The following is a 17,167-nucleotide window of genomic DNA, read 5'->3' as shown; positions in this document are numbered from 1 at the left end:
CCTTCGAGGCAAACAACAAACCCAAACACGAAGACCCGCTGCCCCAGGAGAACAATCATGAAAACACCTCTCTTCACTTCACTTGGCCTGGCCGTCCTCATGGCCTCCGGCCACGCCCTGGCCGTCGAGCGCATCACCGCCGTCCACGCCTTCCCGCCGTCGCTGATCTATACCCAGAGCTTTCTCGAATTCGTCGACAAGGTGAACGAGCGCGGCGAGGGCGTGGTGCAGATCGACGTGCGCGGCGGCCCCGAAGTGATCGGGCTCTCCGAGCAGCCCGATGCCGTGCGCAACGGCGTGGTCGACATGGCCTACACGGCGGCAAGTTTCTACGCCGGCACCGTGCCCGAGCGCGACGCCATGGTGGCCTCCAACACTAACGCCATCCACGCCCGCGAAAACGGCGGCATCGACCTGCTCAACCAGATCCACCAGGACAAGATGGGCGTCTACTACTTGGGCTGGTTCGACAGCGGCGTCAGCTACAACCTCTATACCACCAAGGAACCGAAACTGGACGACGAGGGCAACCTCAGCGTCTCGGGCCTGACCCTGCGCAGCAACCCGGTCTACGACGCCTTCTTTCAGGATTACCTCGGCGCCCAGCCGATCAGCCTGCCGACCACCGATGTCTATTCGGCACTGGAACGCAACGTGGTCAACGCCACCGGCTGGACCCAGATCGGCCTGAAGGACCTCAACTGGGATCGCTTCCTCAACTACCGCATCGACCCCGCCTTCTTCTCCACCGACATGGGCGTGATCGTCAACCTGGACAGCTGGAACGGCCTCAGCGAAGAGGCGCGGGAGATCCTGCAGGAAGTCGCCATCGAGCATGAGCGCGAAAGTGCCGAGCGCTTCGAGGTGCTGGCCGAAGAGCAGCAGGCCGAACTGGAAGCCGACGGCATGCAGGTCTTCCACCTGGAGGGCGAGGCCGGCGAACGCTTCTCCGAAGCCGCACGCGAGGCCACCTGGGAGCGCATGCGCAGCCAGATGGAGCGTCACCCCATGGGCCTGGAGCACTACGACGAGCTGATCGACAAGTTCAACGACCTGTAAGTGTCGCGGGGCTTGCCGTCAGGCGGCCGGCCCCGTCATCCAGCTGCGCTGGACCACCCCTCTCCGCGTCCGGGTATTCCTATGCATTACGCGAGTCGTGCTTATCGCCTGTTGCTCAACGGCATGGCCCTGGCGGCCGCCATCATGCTGGTGTGGTTGATGGTTGCCATCGTTCTTTCCGTGGTGATCCGCAACCTGGGCCTTCAGCCCTCGGCGTGGTTCTTCCTGTCCACCGAGTACGCCATGTTCTACCTGACCCTGCTGGGGGCGCCCTGGCTGGTCAGGCACAAGGGCCACGTGCATATCGAGCTGCTCACTTCGATCCTGCCCCCTGCGGCACTTCAGGTGCTGAGTCGCCTGGTGGCACTGCTGTGCGTGGCGGTTTGCGCGGTGCTGGCGTGGAAGGGTTATGACCTGGTCTCGCTCAACCTGGCGCGCAGTGATTACGACGTGCGCGCTTTCTTCGTGCCGAAGTGGATTCTCACCATCGCCTACCCGGTGTGCTTTTCCATGATGGCCATCGAGTTCGCCCGCTTCGTGATCGGGCGGGACATCCTTCACAGCGGCGAAGCGGGGATCAAGGAATAATGGAATGGTATCTGGCCCTGGCCTTTCTACTGGCCCTGATTCTCGGCTTCATGATGATCGGCACGCCCATCGCCCTCGCCTTCCTTGCCGCCAACGTCATCGGCGCCTGGTACTTCATGGGCGGTCAGAATGGCCTCATCCAATTGCTTAACAACGGCTTCGGTGCGATCTCCAGCTTCAACCTGGTGCCGATCCCGCTCTTCCTGCTGATGGGGGAACTGTTCTTCCGCACCGGGCTTGGCATGCGCATGTTCAACGCCATCGACCAGCTCATGGGCAAGGTGCCCGGGCGGCTCTCCTACGTGACCGTGGTGGGCGGTACCGGCTTTTCCACCCTGAGCGGCTCCTCGATGGGTTCCACCGCGCTGATGGGCTCGTTGCTGGTGCCGGAGATGGAGCGCCGGGGCTACCACAAGCGCATGGCCATCGGCCCGATCCTCGGCACCGGGGGACTGGCCATCATCATTCCCCCTTCGGCGCTGGCGGTACTGCTCGCCACCCTGGCCAAGGTCGATATCGGGGCCTTGCTGATTGCCGGTATCCTGCCGGGACTGTTGCTGGCTGGCCTCTACATGGCCACCATCTGGATCCAGACCCGCCTCGACCCCGACGCGGCACCCAACTACGAACTCGAACCGGTGCCGCTTGGCCAGAAGCTGCGCCTGGTCGTCTCCGACATCCTGCCGATGATCAGTGTGATGATCTTCATCGTGGCACTGATGCTGCTGGGGTTCGCCACGCCCTCGGAAGCGGCGGCGTTCGGTGCCCTAGGCGCCATCGTGCTGGCCGCCATCTACCGATGCATGACCTGGCAGGCGTTCAAGCTCTCCGTGATCGGAGCACTGAAGGTCACCTTGATGGCCTACCTGATCGTGTTCGGCTCCGCTACTTTCAGTCAACTGCTGGCATTCTCGGGGGCTTCCAGCGGGCTGATCCAGTGGGCCACCAGCTTCGACCTGGCCCCGATCCTGATGCTGCTGGCCATGTTCGCCGTGCTGCTGGTGCTCGGCACCTTCATGGAGCAGATTTCCATCATGATGCTGACGGTGCCGTTCTTCTTCCCGCTGGCGCAGGTGCTGGGCTTCGATCCCATCTGGTTCGGCATCATCATGCTGCTTGCGCTGGAGATCAGCTTCTCCACACCACCGCTGGGTTTGCTGCTGTTCGTGATGAAGGGCGTGGCGCCCCAGGGCACCACCATGCGTGAGATTTACGCCGCCGCGATCCCGTACATCCTCTGCTCGATGCTGCTGGTGGCCATTCTGATCGTATTTCCCGACATCGCGACCTGGCTGCCCGGCATGCTCGACTGAAGGCGCTCAAGTCCCGCAGAAGGTACGGAACACACGCTCGGTGGGCTCGGCCGGGCGGGCGTACTCCTCGCGGCCGGGCTGGTCGTCATAGGGCCGGGTCACAATTTCCAGCAGCGTCTCGAAGGGGCCAAAGTCGTTCTCGTCCATGGCCGCGGTGAGCGCCTGCTGCACGCGATGGTTGCGCGGAATGAAGGCCGGGTTGACCAAACGCATCCGCCGCGCCCGTTCGTCTTCGGTCCACAGATCCTGGGCCAGGCGTTGGCGCCAATCCTCGAGCCAGCCAGCGATCTCCTCCGGGCGTTCGAACAGCGCGACCAGCGAGGCTTCGGCCTGACGATTCCCGGCCGCGTCCGCCAGGCGACGGAAGGTCAGGGTGAAATCGGCACGCCCCCGATGCATGGTCGCCAGCAGCGCCTCGGCCAGCGCCCTGTCGCCAGGCTGCTCCCGCTCCAGGCCGAGCTTGGCGCGCATCACCTCGAGCCATTCGGCCTCGTACTGCTCGGGGAAGCGCTGCAGCAGCTCGGTGGCGAGTTCCACCGCTCGGTCGCTGTCGTCGTCGATCAAGGGCAATAGGGTCTCGGCCAGCCGCGCCAGGTTCCACTGGGCGATCCAGGGCTGGTTGGCATAGGCATAGCGCCCGCCCTCGTCGATGGAGCTGAACACCATCTGCGGATCGTACTGTTCCATGAAGGCACAGGGCCCGAAATCGATGGTCTCTCCCGAGATCGACGTGTTGTCGGTATTCATCACGCCGTGGATGAAGCCCACGCCCATCCACTTGGCGATCAGCGCCGCCTGGCGCGCCTGAACCGCCTCCAGCAGCCTCAGGTAGCGCTCGCCGCCCTGCTGCGAGTCGAGCTCGGGGTAATGCCTTCCGATGACATGGTCGGCCAGTTCGCGCACCCCCTCGATATCGCCGCGGGCGGCGAAGTACTGGAAGGTGCCGACGCGGATATGGCTGGCCGCCACCCGGGTAAGGATGGCTCCCGGCTCGGGAATGCCGCGCACCACGTGCTCGCCGGTTGTCACCGCGGCAAGTGCCCGGGTGGCGGGAATGCCCATGGCGTGCATCGCCTCGCTGACCAGGTACTCGCGCAGCACCGGGCCCAGCGGCGAGCGTCCATCGCCGCCGCGGGAGAAGGGCGTGCGCCCCGCTCCCTTCAGCTGGATGTCGCGCAGCCGTCCGTTGCGGTCGGTCACCTCGCCCAGGAGCACCGCGCGCCCGTCGCCCAGCCGCGGTACGAAACCGCCGAACTGGTGCCCGGCATAGGCCTGCGCCAGCGGCTCAGCGCCGCGCGGCACCACGTTGCCGGAGAACCACACAGCCGCCTCCTCGTTATCGAAGGCAGAAAGGTCGAAGCCGAGCGTCTCGGCCAAGGGCCGGTTGAAGGCGATCAGCCGGGGCTCGCGTACAGGCACCGGCTCGAAGCGCTCGTAGAAGCGCTCCGGCAGGCGGGAATAGCGCAGGGTAAAGGCGGGAAACATGGCGACTCCACTGACGTTCCTGCCCGTCACTTTAGGTGCCCGAGGGGGGAAAATCGAGGGTCTTTGCATCCCATTACATCCCCTCAACCGGCCGCGGGTACCGGGCGTTCGAACTTGCGTACGCTGGCCACGAAGTCGCTGAAACGCTCGCCCTGGATCAGCACGTGATCGCGCAACGCACGCTCCGCCGCGGCCGGGTCGCCCGCCTCGATCGCCGCCACGACGTCGCGGTGCTCGCGCAGCGAGCTGTGCATGCGCTGGCGCACCTGGAGCTGTAGACGCCGGTACGGCTTGAGCCGCTGCTTGAGCTGGCGTGCCTCGCCCAGCAGGAAGCCGTTGTGGCTGGCGCGGTAGATACAGTCGTGGAAGGCTTCGTTCTCGTAGTAGTACTCGTCGGTATCGCCGGCCCGGGCGGCCGCCTCGCAGCGCCCCAGCGCAGCGCGCAGTTCGGCCAGTTCCTCCTCGCCGATGCGCCGCGCCGCCAGCCGTCCGCACATGGCTTCCAGCTCGGCCATGACCTCGAACATCTCGATCAGCTGGTCGATGCCCACCTTGGCCACGAAGGTGCCCTTCTTCGGCGTGACCGTGACCAGCCCGCTGGCGACGAGCTGCTGGATCGCCTCGCGCACGGGGGTACGCGAGACGTGGAACTCCCGGCCCAGCGCTTCGGGATCGAGCCGCTCGCCCGGGGCCAGACGCCCATTGATGATGGCGTTCTCCAGCGAATCGCGCAGGCGCTGTGCACTCGAGCGCTTGGGGCTGGTCATGGTCACCTCCTTACTGTCGCGGCGTCCCTTGAACGGGGCTCTTCGCTTCGTCTTTTCACGGTAACGTATTTGACATGAGTATACTCAAGCGCTATTGAAGTATACATCAGCCTCGCTGATAAACATCACTGAAGCCAACTCCCACATAAGAACAACCCGTGGAGACGCCAAATGCAACGCCACATCCTCACTCCCCTCGCCCTGCTGAGCCTGGCAGCCGCCGTCAGCGGCGCCGCTTCCGCCGATACCGTCCTGCGCGCCTCGCATCAGTTTCCCGGCGGCCAGGGCGACGTCCGCGACGAAATGGTCCAGATGATGGCGCGCCAAGTGGCCGAGGCCGACGTCGGGCTCGAGATCCAGGTTCATCCCGGCCAGTCGCTGTTCAAGGCCGATGAGCAGTGGGGCGCCCTGAGCCGCGGACGCCTCGATATCACTGCCCTCCCGCTGGATTATGCCAGCGGCCGCCATCCGGAGTTCTCCGCCACGCTGATGCCGGGCCTGGTGCGCAACCATGAGCACGCCCAGCGCCTCAACGACTCCGAATTCATGGAGATGATCAAGGAGGTGATCCAGGAAGGCGGCGCCCGCGTGCTGGCCGATGCCTGGCTGTCGGGCGGTTTTGCCTCCAGCGAGCAGTGCATTACCTCGCCCGATACCGTCCAGGGCCAGAACATCCGCGCCGCCGGCCCGGCCTTCGAGCAAATGTTGGAAGCCGCGGGGGCGTCGATCGCCTCGATGCCCTCTTCGGAGGTCTACACCGCCATGCAGACGGGCGTGCTGGATGCGGCCAATACCTCGTCGATGTCGTTCATCTCCTTCCGCCTCTACGAGCAGGTGGAGTGCCTGACCGAGCCCGGGGACTATGCGCTGTGGTTCATGTACGAGCCGATCCTGATCTCCGAGCAGAGCTGGCAACAGCTCAACGAGGAGCAGCAACAGGCGCTGATGGAAGCCGGCGAGGCGGCCGAGGAATTCTTCGCCGCCGAGGCCGCCGCCATCGACGAGGAGATGGTGAGGGTCTACGAGGAAAACGGCATCGAGGTGGTGCGCATGAGCGAGGAGGACTACAACGCCTGGCTCGATATCGCTCGGGAAACCTCCTACAAGAACTTCGCCGAGAACGTTCCCAACGGCCAGGCACTCATCGACGCCGCCTTGGCGGTCGAGTGATGCCATAGAGGCTGCCGGCCATCCTCCGGGGGATGGCCGTCCTCCAACCGCTCCCGAGGGAACCATGGCCACTACCATGACACAACGCTCCCCTGCACGCCGTTCCCGAGCCCTCAGCGGGCCGGTTCGTGCCTATATCCGGCTGATGGATCGCCTCTCGCGTTTCATGGCCTATGTCGCCGGCCTGCTGTTCATCGCCGGGGTCGTCGTCATCTGTCAGATGGTCTTTGTCCGTTACGGGCTGGGACGGAGCACCAGCTGGCAGACCGAATTCACTGTGCTGTCGGTTACCGCCGCCATGCTGCTGGGCAGCCCCTACGTGCTGATGACCGGCGGCCACGTCGCCATTACGATCCTGCCCGATGCCCTGGGCGGGCTGGCACGCAAGCTCATGCGACTGGTGGCCGCGCTGTTCGGCCTGGCCTTCTGCGCCGCCCTGGCCTATGCCTCGTGGGTCTACGTCTGGGAGGCCTGGGAAGGGGGCTGGACCACCGGCACGGTGTGGAACCCGCCGCTGTGGCCCGGCCTGTTGCCCATGGCGGTCGGTGCCAGCCTGCTGACGCTGCAGTATGTGGCTGAAATCCTGCGCGGGGAGGGCTGAGCATGGATCCGATCACCCTGGGCATCATCGTCGCCCTCGCCCTCATCGCGCTGATGGCCATCGGCACGCCCATCGCCTTCGCCCTCGGCGGGGTGTCGCTACTCGCGCTGATCTACGACCGCGGCCTGCCGGAACTCGTCTATTTCGGCGAAACCTTTTTCGACCGCATCGCCGAGTTCGGCTTCGTCGCCATCCCCATGTTCATCCTGATGGGCGCCGCCGTGGCCTCCTCGCCCACCGGCCGCGACCTCTACCGCTCCCTGGACCTGTGGATGGGTCGCCTGCCGGGTGGCCTGGCCGTCTCCAACATTGGCGCCTGCACCATCTTCTCGGCGCTCTCCGGCTCGTCGCCGGCCACCTGCGCCGCCATCGGCAAGATGGGCATCCCCGAGATGCGCACCCGCGGCTATCCCGACGGCGTGGCGGCGGGCTGCATCGCTGCCGGCGGCACCCTGGGCATCCTGATCCCGCCTTCGGTGACCATGATCATCTACGGCATCTCCACCGAGACCTCGATCGGCCGCCTGTTCATCGCCGGGGTCATGCCAGGCTTCATGCTCGCCGGCCTGTTCATGGTCTGGACCATGATCGCCTGCAAGCTTGCCGGGGGCTACGCCAACCCGCTGGCCCAGGCCGCGGTGCAGATGAAACAGACCGTACGTGCCAACGTCGACGCCAACATCAAGGCACTGGTTCGCGTACTGCCATTCCTGGCCGTGGTCGCCGGCATTCTCTTCGCGCTCTACGGCGGCGTGGCCACGCCCTCGGAGGCGGCCGGCGTCGGCGCCTTCCTGTGCCTGGCACTGGCCATCGTCATCTATCGCATGTGGCAGGTGGGGCCGATCAAGCTGATCATGCGCGACTCGCTGCGCGAAAGCGTGATGATCATGCTGGTCATCGCCTGCGCCGAGGTATTCGCCTACGCCCTTTCCTCGATGTTCATCACCCAGACCGTGGCCGCCACCATCGCCGGCCTGGAGGTCAATCGCTGGGTGCTGATGGGCGTGATCAACCTGTTCCTGCTGGTCGCCGGTTTCTTCCTGCCGCCTGTCGCGGTGATCGTGATGACCGCGCCGATCCTGCTGCCGATCATCCTGGCCGCCGACTTCGACCCCTACTGGTTCGCCGTGATCCTGACCATCAACCTGGAGATCGGCCTGATCACCCCGCCAGTGGGCCTCAACCTGTTCATCATCAAGGGCATCGCGCCGGACATCTCGCTGCGCAACATTCTGATGGGCAGCCTGCCCTACGCCCTGTGCATGGTGCTCGGCATCATCCTGCTATGCCTGTTCCCAGGCATAGCGCTTTGGCTGCCCAACCTGATCATGGGCTGAGAGAGTTCAATCATGAACATGACCTTCCTGCAGGAGCTGTTCAACAGCATCACCCAGCGCGACGCCAAGCGATGGCGGCGACAGGGCGATACCACCGCGCTCGACCATGACCAGGTACTCGACGCCTGCCGGGCGTTGCTGGAGAGCGACGGCGAAGCCTCCAGCATCAGCCTGGCGAGCCGCGCGCTGGACATGTTCAACCGGCTGGCACCGGACGAGTGCACCCACTTCTTCGAGGGGCTGGCCAGCGACTTCGCCGCCGACCCGGCGCGCATCGACCAAGCCTACGAAGCCTACCGAGAGCAGCGTGACAACCGCAGCCTGCAGGCCCTGTTCGATACCTGCGAGCCGCGCCGCCAGGAGCTGTTCCGACGCCTCAACCTGGCCAGCAACGGCACCTACGAGCTGGTCCGCATGCGTGAAGGCCTGCTGACGCGGCTGCGTGCACGGCGTGGCGACGAGGCAAAGGAACTGGCGGCCATCGACGCGGACTTTGCCCACCTGTTCGGCTCCTGGTTCAATCGCGGCTTCCTGATGCTCAGGCGTATCGACTGGAACACCCCGGCTTCGATTCTCGAAAAGGTCATCCGCTACGAGGCGGTACACGAAATTCGCGACTGGGATGACCTGCGCCGACGCCTCGACGCCCGGGATCGCCGCTGTTTCGCCTTCTTCCACCCGGCGATAGGCGACGAACCGCTGATCTTCGTCGAGGTGGCGTTGTGCAAGGGCCTGCCCGACCGCATCCAACCCATCCTGGCCGGCAAGAGCGACGGCCATCGCGAAATCGACGACCCCGAGGCTGCCGACAGCGCCGCCTTCTTCGGCATCAGCAATTGCCAGACCGGCCTGCGCGGCATCTCCTTCGGTAACTTCCTGATCAAGCAGGTGGTGCAGGAGCTCAAGCAGGAGCTGCCGCAGCTCAAGCACTTCGTCACGCTCTCGCCGGTACCGGGCTTCGCCCACTGGCTCGGTGAACGACGCGACGACGACGCGCTGCCCGACGAGGTACGCCAGGTACTGCTCGAACTCGACGCCCCCGACTGGCACCTCGACCCGGCCCGCAGCGAACGGCTCAAGGCGGTTATCAAGCCGCTCGCTGCGCGCTATCTGGTCGAGGAGAAGAATACCCGCGGCCTGCCGCTCAACCCCGTGGCCCGCTTTCACCTCGGTAACGGCGCCGAGCTGCACCGCATCAACTGGCTTGGCGACACGTCGCCCAAGGGGATGACTCAGGCCGCCGGGCTGATGGTCAACTATCTCTACGTGCTCGACGATATCGAGCGCAACCACGAGAACTACACGGCCAACGCCACCGTGGTCTGTTCCAGCGAGGTCCGCGACCTCAACCGCCGCGCCCGGAAGATGGCCAAGGGAGAGCCTGCCAAATGAGTCACAACCTCTTCGAAACCTTTGCCGCCCGCATGCATGACCGCGACGATGCCGACTTCATCACCACCCGCGAAGGGCGCCGCTACGCGTACCGCGATGCACTTGGCGCCAGTGCCCGCCTGGCCGGCGCCCTGATCGAGGCGGGCGTGGCCCCCGGCGACCGGGTCGCGGTACAGGTCGACAAGAGCCCCGAGGCCATTCTGCTCTATCTCGCCTGCCTGCGCATGGGCGGCGTCTACCTGCCGCTCAATACCGGTTATACCGCCGATGAGATCCGCTACTTCCTGTCCGACGCCGAGCCGGCCCTGTTCGTCTGCCGCCCTCAGGCGCTCGCCAAGGCTCGCGCGGTGGCCGATGAGAGCGGCTGCCCCAGGGTGGAAACGCTCGGCGTCGATGCCGACGGCAGCCTGATGGCGCTGGCCGAACAGGCCTCCCCCCATGAGGACATCGAACCGCGCGGCCAGGACGATCTGGCCGCCATCCTCTACACCTCGGGCACCACCGGGCGTTCCAAGGGCGCCATGCTGACCCATCGCAACCTGGGCTCCAACGCCGCCACCCTGAAGGAAGCCTGGCGCTTCACCGCCGAGGATCGCCTGATCCATGCGCTGCCGATCTTCCACACTCACGGGCTGTTCGTGGGTTGCAACGTCACCCTGATGACCGGCTCGAGCATGCTGTTCCTGCCCAAATTCGATGCCGACGTGATCTTCGAGGAGATGCCGCGGGGCACGGTGCTGATGGGGGTGCCCACCTTCTACACCCGGCTGGTAGCCGACGAGCGCCTCACCCCCGAGGCCACCGCCAACATGCGCCTGTTCGTCTCCGGTTCCGCCCCGCTCACCGCCGAGACCCACCAGGCCTTCGAACAGAAGACCGGTCATGCCATCCTCGAGCGCTACGGCATGACCGAAACCAACATGAACCTCTCCAACCCCTACGACGGCGAGCGCCGTGCCGGCACTGTGGGCAAGCCGCTGCCGGGAGTGGAGTACCGCATCACCGACCGTGAATCCCACGAGCCGGTGCCCCAGGGCGAAATCGGCATGCTCGAGATACGCGGTCCCAACGTCTTCATCGGCTACTGGCGCATGCCCGAGAAGACCCGTGAAGAGCTGCTCGACGACGGTTTCTTCGTCACCGGCGACCTGGCCATGGAAGACGAACAGGGCTATGTGCACATCGTCGGACGCGACAAGGACTTGGTGATCTCCGGCGGTTACAACGTCTATCCCAAGGAGGTCGAGCAGGTGATCGACGAGCTGGAAGGCGTGGTGGAGTCGGCGGTGATCGGCGTGCCGCACCCGGACTTCGGCGAGGGCGTGACTGCCGTGGTGGTAGCGCAGCCTGGCAACGAGCCAAGCGAACGACAAGTGCTCGACCATCTGGAGGGGCGGCTGGCGAAGTACAAGCAGCCCAAGCGCGTGTTCTTCGCCGACAGCCTGCCACGTAATACCATGGGCAAGGTGCAGAAGAATGAACTGCGCAAGCGCTACCAGGATGCCTACCGCTGAGAACCTGTCCATGGCGACGTGATTCCCGACGACTATCAACGGCGGACGCCACTTCGACGCTTTCGCCCGGCTGGAGGGCGCCGCCGGGCGGCCGGTGCCCCACCTCGCCCAGCAAGAGGAAAACCCCATGGATTCGCGCCAAGACCGTCTCGACCCCAACGGGCTCGCCACGCGCCGGGAAGTGCTCGGCGACGCCTATGTCGACAACGCCCTGGACCAGGCCGATGAATTCGGTTGGCCCCTGCAGGAGCTGGTGACACGCAACTGCTGGAACGATATCTGGAATCGGCCGGGGCTGGCGCGCCCCACCCGCAGCCTGGTCAACATCGGCATGCTGGTGGCGCTGAACCGGCCCCACGAGCTCAAGGTGCATCTGCGCGGTGCGCTCAACAACGGCTGCAGTGTGGAGGAGATCCGCGAGGTACTGCTGCAGTGCGTGCCCTACTGCGGTTTTCCCGCAGCCATGGATGGCATGCGCGTGGCCCGTGAGGTGATCGCCGCCTACCGCGAGGAACAGCAGGCCGACGTTTGAGCCAACCTCGCGGCGGACACCGGGCGCCGGGCAGGCTAGTCTCTGGTAGCCGTACGCCGCGAACGTGAGGAGCCCTCCATGCCCAAGCACATCACCTATTACTGCAGCCTGGTATCACCCTGGACCTACCTGGGGCACGCCCGACTCGGCGAGATCGCTGCCCGCCACGGCGCCACCGTCGACTACGTGCCGATCACGGTAAGCGAGGTATTCCCACGGACCGGCGGGCTACCGCTGCCCAAGCGCGCCCCTGAGCGCCAGGCCTACCGCCTGGTGGAGCTGAAACGCTGGCCGAAACTGCTCGGCGTACCGCTCAACGTGGCGCCCAGGCACTTCCCCACCGATGACCGCCCCGCGGCGCGCCTGGCGTTGACGGCCAAGGCCAAGGGGCACGATATCGCCGAGCTGACGTTGGCCATACTGCGCGCCTGCTGGGTCGAGGATCGGGATATAGCCGATCTCGCCACCTTGGGGGAAATCGCCGACGCCTGCGGCCTGGATGGTCAGGCGCTGCTGCAGGAAGCGGAAACATCACCAGGCCAGCAACGCCTCGACGAAGCCTGCGAGCGGGCGATCGCCGCGGGCTGCTTCGGCGTTCCCTGGTACGACGTCGACGGGGAACCGTTCTGGGGCCAGGACCGCCTCGAAATGCTGGAGAAGACGCTGGCCGGCGAGCTGTGAGCTGACCGTACGCAGCGTGCCGATGCCGACAGGACGCCCAACGAGATAGCATTGAGAACTATTATCAAAAAATGGTAGCCTGCCGTCATCGCACGGGAGTCACAGCGCCATGGCCAAGCAGAGCTACCATCTATTCGATATCACCCTTTCTCGCCGAACCCGGGTCAGCCCCTCGCTGGCCCGGTTCACCTTCACCGGGCCCGATGTGGCGCGCATGACGACCTACGCACCGGACCAGCGTATCAAGCTGTTCTTTCCCACCGCGCCGGGCAGTCTCGACGCCCTGTTCGATTGCGCCAGCCGCACGCCCGACGACTGGTACGCCGCCTATCGTGGTCTGCCCGACCATCAGCGACCGCCGATGCGCACCTATACCATTCGCGCGCTGCGTGCGGAACAGGGCGAAGTCGACGTCGAGTTCGTGCTGCACGGCGATGAGGGTCCCGCCTCGCGCTGGGCCATGCGCGCCCAGCCGGGTGACCGGCTGGCCATGACCGCCCCGAGCCGTGACGTCCCGAACGCCGGGGTGGGCTACGAGTGGAAGCCGCCGCGAGGCGTGAAACGCATCCTCGTCATCGCCGATGAAACCGCCCTGCCGGCGGCGGCCGGCATCCTCGAGGAACTCGCCGCACGTGCCGATCGCCCGCAGGTGGATGCGCTCATCGAGGTGCCGCGGGGCGACGATGCCCAGGCGCTCCCGGCTCAGGCCCGAGTCAGTTGGCTACCGCGAGACGCGACGCCCGGCTGCGGCCATGGCGAGCGACTGCTGCGCGCCATACGCGATGTCGACCTGCGCAGCGAGGTCGAGCACCTGGGTGGCCGGCCCGGTGGTGACGAAGCCGGCGCCTGCGCTCAAGACGAGCCGGGTGACGACCAGCTTCTCTGGGAAGCGGCGGAAGCCAACGACGGCGCCCCCTTCTATGCCTGGATCGCTGCGGAATCCAAGGTAGCACTCGGCATCCGCCGCTACCTGGTCAACGAATGCGGCCTGCCCAAGCGCTACGTCAGCAGCATGGGCTACTGGCGCGAGGGAAAGGTGCTGGGATGACGGCCTGTCTTGCGGCCCCGCCTGCCTTGAATCGGGCCGCCTTTCCATGAGGCTTCGACTAGGCTTAGCGCATTGGCCCCAGAAAGAGACTCGCGCCATGCCCTCGCTCAGCCCCCAAGGAACCGCCATCGTCGATGCGCTCGCCGAGCGTCACGATTTCAGCCGCGACGCCATCGCCCACATGGTAGCGGCCGTGGCCGACGGTAACGGGCAGATGGCGATGTTTTCGCACCCCGAGTTCGGTGGCCCCGGCCAATGGATGCAGGGCGGCATGCTGATGCTGAGCGACTCTCTCAACCATGCCTTGAAGGCTCGCGTGGATGCGTTGTGCCACGAAATCGGAGAGAAAATGGGTGAGAATGCGAGTGGGATAATTGCCCGGCAACCGGCTTGGCTCGTCGCGGAAGAGAACCCTGCCTGGTGGCCGGCGGAGTTCGGCGCCCCCAACGCGACCGGCGCACAGGACGGCTTGCGCTATGCCTATTTTGCCCAGGCGCGGCGCCTCGTCGTGCAGACCGCCGATGCCATCCGCGTCTATGACACCCTGGACCACCGAATCAGTGGCTTTGCCCAGCAGCAGGGAAACCAGAGCCGCTTTACAGTGACCAGCCAGCATGGCGATATCGACCTTGCGAGCCTGCCGCTAATCGATACCGATCGGCAGCCGTCGAGTTAACGGCCGGTACCGGTCCTGAGGTTGTACCTCTACGCTCCTGGTGTCCACGTTCCGCCATGCAACGCAGCAGAAACGTGCAAAGCACCGCACGTCTGGGCAAGCCTTGCCCGACGTTACCTCCGATCATGAAGTCGACGAGTTCGGCATGCCGACTCGATCACCTCATCCGACACATGACAGGAGGTAGCAACATGAAACTTCGCGTGCTTGCGCTCTTGCTAGCGCTGAGCGTCATCCCCGGCGCGGCGCTTGCCGACCGCCCCGACCCCATAAGCAAGCCTTTGATCACCTACAGCAGCGGCCACGAGGCTCCGCTGATCAAGCGCAGCTACGAACAGCTCGATGCCGATCAAGACGGCCGATTGTCTCGAGCCGAAACCGTCGGAGCGGCATTGACCGATTCATTCGTTGGACTCGATCGTAACCGCGACGATTTTCTCAGCCGCCAGGAGTACTACTATCAACCCAACTGATCGCTCAGCCTCAACCCGGCCCGGCGCGAGCCCCTAGGTCGTTTTGCCGATTGAAGAGAAAGAATTCATTCCACCCACTATCTTGTTAGTAGGCCAGGCTCGACCATGCTGGCCTACATTTTTAACGGCTCGCCTACTGGCGAACCAAGCCTCTGAGCGACATGACTCACGCCCAGGATGTCACACTTTTCGGGGGCGATGCGATGACGCCGCTTTCGACCATGGTGCCTGGAACGCCGTGCCTCCTGCCCGAGGTTCGCGCACGGCTTATCCAACTACTCGACGAGGCCGAGGCCGCCCTGACCTTGGATCAGGAATCGGCCCGCGCCAACCTGGCCCAGGCCCTGCGCCTGCTGACCCAGGCCACTGTCAATCCCGAACCGGTGGCGGGTCTCCATGGCGGGCTCATGGGCTGGCAGATCAAGCGTGTCATCGCCTTCGTCAACTCTCACCTTGACGCCACGATTCACGTCAAGGAAATGGCCTTCGAAGCACGCCTCAGCCTCAGCCATTTCTCCCATGCCTTCAAGCTGACCTTCGGTGAGCCGCCGCTGGCCTACGTGACACGCCGTCGCCTGGCCCGCGCTTGTGACATGATGCTGGCCAGCGATGCGCCGCTTTCCCGCATTGCCCACGAATGCGGCTTCTACGATCAATCGCACTTCACCCGCCACTTTCACCGGCGGCTGGGCATGACCCCGCAGAGTTGGCGGCGCTTTTACGCCGACGAGCCCGAAGGCTGAGGCGCTGCGAGGCCGTCCTCTCACGCCGGCCTTTCCAAGCCGAACAGGTCGCTGGTGCGGGCGTAGTCGCTGCCCGCCATGCGCCCGATGGGCTTGAGCGCCTCGACGCTCACGTGACGCCCGTTCCAGATCGCATCGTCGATATGGATCGACACCACTTCCGCCAGCACCAGGCAGCCCGACATGGGTTGGTCGCCGAAGCGCACGATCTCCCGCAGCCGACAACCGAAGGCCACCGGGGCCGCTGCCACACGCGGCACCGACAGCCCCGGCATGGCGACCTTCTCCAGCCCCGCCAGGGCGAACTCGTCCTCTCCCGCCGGCAGGCTGGCACTAGTGACATTCATCGCCTCAACCAGCGCTTCGCCGCTGATGTGCACCACGCACTCCGGCACCTGCTCCAGGTTGCGGATGGTGTCCTTGGGCCGGCCTTCGCCGTTGAGCAGCGGCGAGAAGCCCAGCACCGGCGGCGCCACGCTGACCACGTTGAAGAAGGAGAACGGCGCCAGGTTGGTGTTGCCGTCTCGATCCCGGGTCGACACCCAGGCGATGGGGCGCGGGCAGATCGTGCCGCAGAACAGGCGATAGATGGCCCCGCTGCTCAGCGGTGCCTCTTCCACTCGGTAGTCGCTCATGGCCAGCCCTTGTTGCATTCGGTGAAGGCCTTCCATCCTACACCGGTCGCGGCATCGCTCAATGCGTCAGCGCCAGGCCCGCCGCCTGTGTCGGCGGCAGCAAAGCCAGCGTGGCTTTCATTTCACGTACCTCCTCGCCGGGAGGCCGGCCGAAGAAGCGCTTGAACTCGCGGCTGAACTGCGAAGGGCTCTCGTAGCCCACCCGGGCGGCGGCGGCCGCAGCGGGCAGACCGGATGGCGATGGCGATGTCTCCCGCCAGGAAGCCCAAGCGGGTCCGCTACCGGAAATCTTCGTGCTAATGGATCGCAACCACGATGGCAGGATCTCCCGTCAGGAGTTCCACTTCCGTCCGCGCTGATCAGTCAGTGTGACGCAGTTCTGTAGGTACGAACGCGTACCGAACATAGAGGGAGCCCAGCGCTCCCTTTTTCTATTCCTGGCTCACGGGACCGGAGCGAACCCATCCACTTATTTCATTCGATGCTCGATGACTTCCAGAACATGGGTAACGGCCTGCGCCTTGCCATCCCACACATAGCGAAGATGTGGGCCCTGGACGGGGATGCTCAGTGCCGGTGGGCGTAGTACCGCCGCGCACTCATGACCCGGCATTCTTACGCTGTTATAGAGAATCCCCCACGCCCCTTCCCCCCGGAGATGTGAGGCAACTATTTGTCCTCTGGGATAAGTGGCCGGATCCGGATCGTGCAGCTCGGGGTGGCCCTCACGCACGTCATGCAGTGGCTGGATAATCGTGTTGATATAGGTCCGCATGGTGACTTCAACGCTGCCCTCGCGAGTCGCCGTCAGATACTCGGCCATGTGAAAGCGGGTCTCGGCGATAGCCGCCTCCAGCGTGCTGGCGCAGTAGTAGACCCCATAGCTGCCGTCGGTGAATCGTGATGGCCGCCCGATATGGGTAAAAGCCGCCATGATGGGAGATGAGCCTGGGCCTGCAATCCGATCATGGGTCGGCACCCGGTTCAATTGGCCGGCCTCTTCGAGCAACCTGTCGTTGGTCATCGCCTCGATGGCGAAGGCGTATTCCAGGTCATCCGCGTCCAGGGTGTCCTCAAACACGGCGATGGGTGGATAAGCGCTGTTGATGATACGAAAGGCGTTGCGCCACTCGGGAAGGCAGGTCCCCGCCAC

Annotated in this window: 20 protein-coding genes; 15 read left to right on the top strand and 5 right to left on the bottom strand. The window is 65.0% G+C overall.

What is annotated here, in order from left to right; genetic code table 11:
* Positions 1 to 57 precede the first annotated feature (57 nt).
* The 3 genes from dctP (ACOJCM_RS12395) to ACOJCM_RS12385 all read left to right on the top strand — a co-directional run bounded on the left by dctP (ACOJCM_RS12395) (position 58) and on the right by ACOJCM_RS12385 (position 2,960).
* Entirely contained in the window at positions 58 to 1,059 is a 1,002-nt protein-coding gene (gene dctP / locus ACOJCM_RS12395; RefSeq protein WP_445212354.1) for a TRAP transporter substrate-binding protein DctP, read from the top strand.
* An 81-nt stretch (positions 1,060 to 1,140) separates the two neighbouring features.
* On the top strand, positions 1,141 to 1,647 hold the full coding sequence (locus ACOJCM_RS12390; protein WP_445212353.1) for a TRAP transporter small permease: 507 nt from the start codon (positions 1,141 to 1,143) through the stop codon (positions 1,645 to 1,647).
* Positions 1,647 to 2,960 (top strand): TRAP transporter large permease, encoded by a 1,314-nt coding sequence (locus ACOJCM_RS12385; RefSeq protein ID WP_445212352.1) that lies wholly within the window; start codon positions 1,647 to 1,649, stop codon positions 2,958 to 2,960. The genes ACOJCM_RS12390 and ACOJCM_RS12385 overlap by 1 nt, the downstream gene beginning before the upstream one ends.
* A gap of 6 nt (positions 2,961 to 2,966) precedes the next feature.
* On the opposite strand, the gene ACOJCM_RS12380 is transcribed toward ACOJCM_RS12385, so the two are convergent.
* Both ACOJCM_RS12380 and ACOJCM_RS12375 read right to left on the bottom strand, forming a co-directional pair.
* On the bottom strand, positions 2,967 to 4,445 hold the full coding sequence (locus ACOJCM_RS12380; RefSeq protein ID WP_445212351.1) for a protein adenylyltransferase SelO: 1,479 nt from the start codon (positions 4,443 to 4,445) through the stop codon (positions 2,967 to 2,969).
* Positions 4,446 to 4,528: 83 nt separating this feature from the next.
* Complete coding sequence (locus ACOJCM_RS12375; protein WP_445212350.1) at positions 4,529 to 5,212, bottom strand: GntR family transcriptional regulator; 684 nt, start codon at positions 5,210 to 5,212, stop codon at positions 4,529 to 4,531.
* Between the two features lie 171 nt (positions 5,213 to 5,383).
* On the opposite strand from ACOJCM_RS12375, the gene dctP (ACOJCM_RS12370) reads away from it, so the two are divergent.
* The 11 genes from dctP (ACOJCM_RS12370) to ACOJCM_RS12320 all read left to right on the top strand — a co-directional run bounded on the left by dctP (ACOJCM_RS12370) (position 5,384) and on the right by ACOJCM_RS12320 (position 15,379).
* Positions 5,384 to 6,382 carry a TRAP transporter substrate-binding protein DctP gene (gene dctP / locus ACOJCM_RS12370; RefSeq protein WP_445212349.1) on the top strand — a complete coding sequence of 333 codons (999 nt, stop codon included), beginning with the start codon at positions 5,384 to 5,386 and terminating at the stop codon, positions 6,380 to 6,382.
* A 76-nt stretch (positions 6,383 to 6,458) separates the two neighbouring features.
* Positions 6,459 to 6,983: a TRAP transporter small permease subunit gene (locus tag ACOJCM_RS12365; protein WP_445212466.1), complete on the top strand. Its 525-nt coding sequence runs from the start codon at positions 6,459 to 6,461 to the stop codon at positions 6,981 to 6,983.
* A 2-nt stretch (positions 6,984 to 6,985) separates the two neighbouring features.
* A complete protein-coding gene (locus ACOJCM_RS12360; protein ID WP_445212348.1) occupies positions 6,986 to 8,320 on the top strand; it encodes a TRAP transporter large permease in 1,335 nt (444 codons plus the stop codon).
* A 12-nt stretch (positions 8,321 to 8,332) separates the two neighbouring features.
* A complete protein-coding gene (locus ACOJCM_RS12355) occupies positions 8,333 to 9,712 on the top strand; it encodes a malonyl-CoA decarboxylase (RefSeq protein ID WP_445212347.1) in 1,380 nt (459 codons plus the stop codon).
* The gene (locus tag ACOJCM_RS12350; RefSeq protein ID WP_445212346.1) at positions 9,709 to 11,226 is read left to right on the top strand and encodes a malonate--CoA ligase; all 1,518 of its coding nucleotides are present in this window, start codon (positions 9,709 to 9,711) and stop codon (positions 11,224 to 11,226) included. Before ACOJCM_RS12355 ends, ACOJCM_RS12350 begins: the two co-directional genes overlap by 4 nt.
* A 127-nt stretch (positions 11,227 to 11,353) precedes the next feature.
* On the top strand, positions 11,354 to 11,758 hold the full coding sequence (locus tag ACOJCM_RS12345) for a carboxymuconolactone decarboxylase family protein (protein ID WP_445212345.1): 405 nt from the start codon (positions 11,354 to 11,356) through the stop codon (positions 11,756 to 11,758).
* 78 nt (positions 11,759 to 11,836) lie between these two features.
* Entirely contained in the window at positions 11,837 to 12,439 is a 603-nt protein-coding gene (locus ACOJCM_RS12340) for a 2-hydroxychromene-2-carboxylate isomerase (RefSeq protein WP_445212344.1), read from the top strand.
* A gap of 109 nt (positions 12,440 to 12,548) precedes the next feature.
* Positions 12,549 to 13,487 carry a siderophore-interacting protein gene (locus ACOJCM_RS12335; RefSeq protein WP_445212343.1) on the top strand — a complete coding sequence of 313 codons (939 nt, stop codon included), beginning with the start codon at positions 12,549 to 12,551 and terminating at the stop codon, positions 13,485 to 13,487.
* A gap of 97 nt (positions 13,488 to 13,584) precedes the next feature.
* Positions 13,585 to 14,163, top strand: a complete 579-nt coding sequence (locus ACOJCM_RS12330; protein WP_445212342.1) for an SHOCT domain-containing protein — start codon at positions 13,585 to 13,587, stop codon at positions 14,161 to 14,163.
* 191 nt (positions 14,164 to 14,354) lie between these two features.
* The gene (locus tag ACOJCM_RS12325) at positions 14,355 to 14,636 is read left to right on the top strand and encodes a hypothetical protein (RefSeq protein WP_445212341.1); all 282 of its coding nucleotides are present in this window, start codon (positions 14,355 to 14,357) and stop codon (positions 14,634 to 14,636) included.
* A gap of 203 nt (positions 14,637 to 14,839) precedes the next feature.
* On the top strand, positions 14,840 to 15,379 hold the full coding sequence (locus tag ACOJCM_RS12320) for a helix-turn-helix transcriptional regulator (RefSeq protein ID WP_445212340.1): 540 nt from the start codon (positions 14,840 to 14,842) through the stop codon (positions 15,377 to 15,379).
* A gap of 20 nt (positions 15,380 to 15,399) precedes the next feature.
* Here the strand turns inward: ACOJCM_RS12320 and ACOJCM_RS12315 are convergent, their stop codons facing one another.
* Together ACOJCM_RS12315 and ACOJCM_RS12310 are read right to left on the bottom strand one after the other, a co-directional pair.
* Entirely contained in the window at positions 15,400 to 16,014 is a 615-nt protein-coding gene (locus ACOJCM_RS12315; protein ID WP_445212339.1) for a flavin reductase family protein, read from the bottom strand.
* A 58-nt stretch (positions 16,015 to 16,072) separates the two neighbouring features.
* Positions 16,073 to 16,216, bottom strand: coding sequence for a hypothetical protein (locus ACOJCM_RS12310; protein ID WP_445212338.1), 144 nt, complete (start codon positions 16,214 to 16,216; stop codon positions 16,073 to 16,075).
* A gap of 85 nt (positions 16,217 to 16,301) precedes the next feature.
* Here ACOJCM_RS12310 and ACOJCM_RS12305 point away from each other — a divergent pair, with 85 nt between their 5' ends.
* A complete protein-coding gene (locus ACOJCM_RS12305) occupies positions 16,302 to 16,373 on the top strand; it encodes an EF-hand domain-containing protein (protein ID WP_445212465.1) in 72 nt (23 codons plus the stop codon).
* A 110-nt stretch (positions 16,374 to 16,483) separates the two neighbouring features.
* Here ACOJCM_RS12305 and ACOJCM_RS12300 read toward each other — a convergent pair whose 3' ends face one another.
* Positions 16,484 to 17,167, bottom strand: a complete 684-nt coding sequence (locus tag ACOJCM_RS12300; RefSeq protein WP_445212337.1) for an RES family NAD+ phosphorylase — start codon at positions 17,165 to 17,167, stop codon at positions 16,484 to 16,486.

The sequence above is a fragment of the Billgrantia hypersalina genome, assembly GCF_052584175.1.
This window is presented reverse-complemented; position numbering and strand designations above follow the sequence as displayed.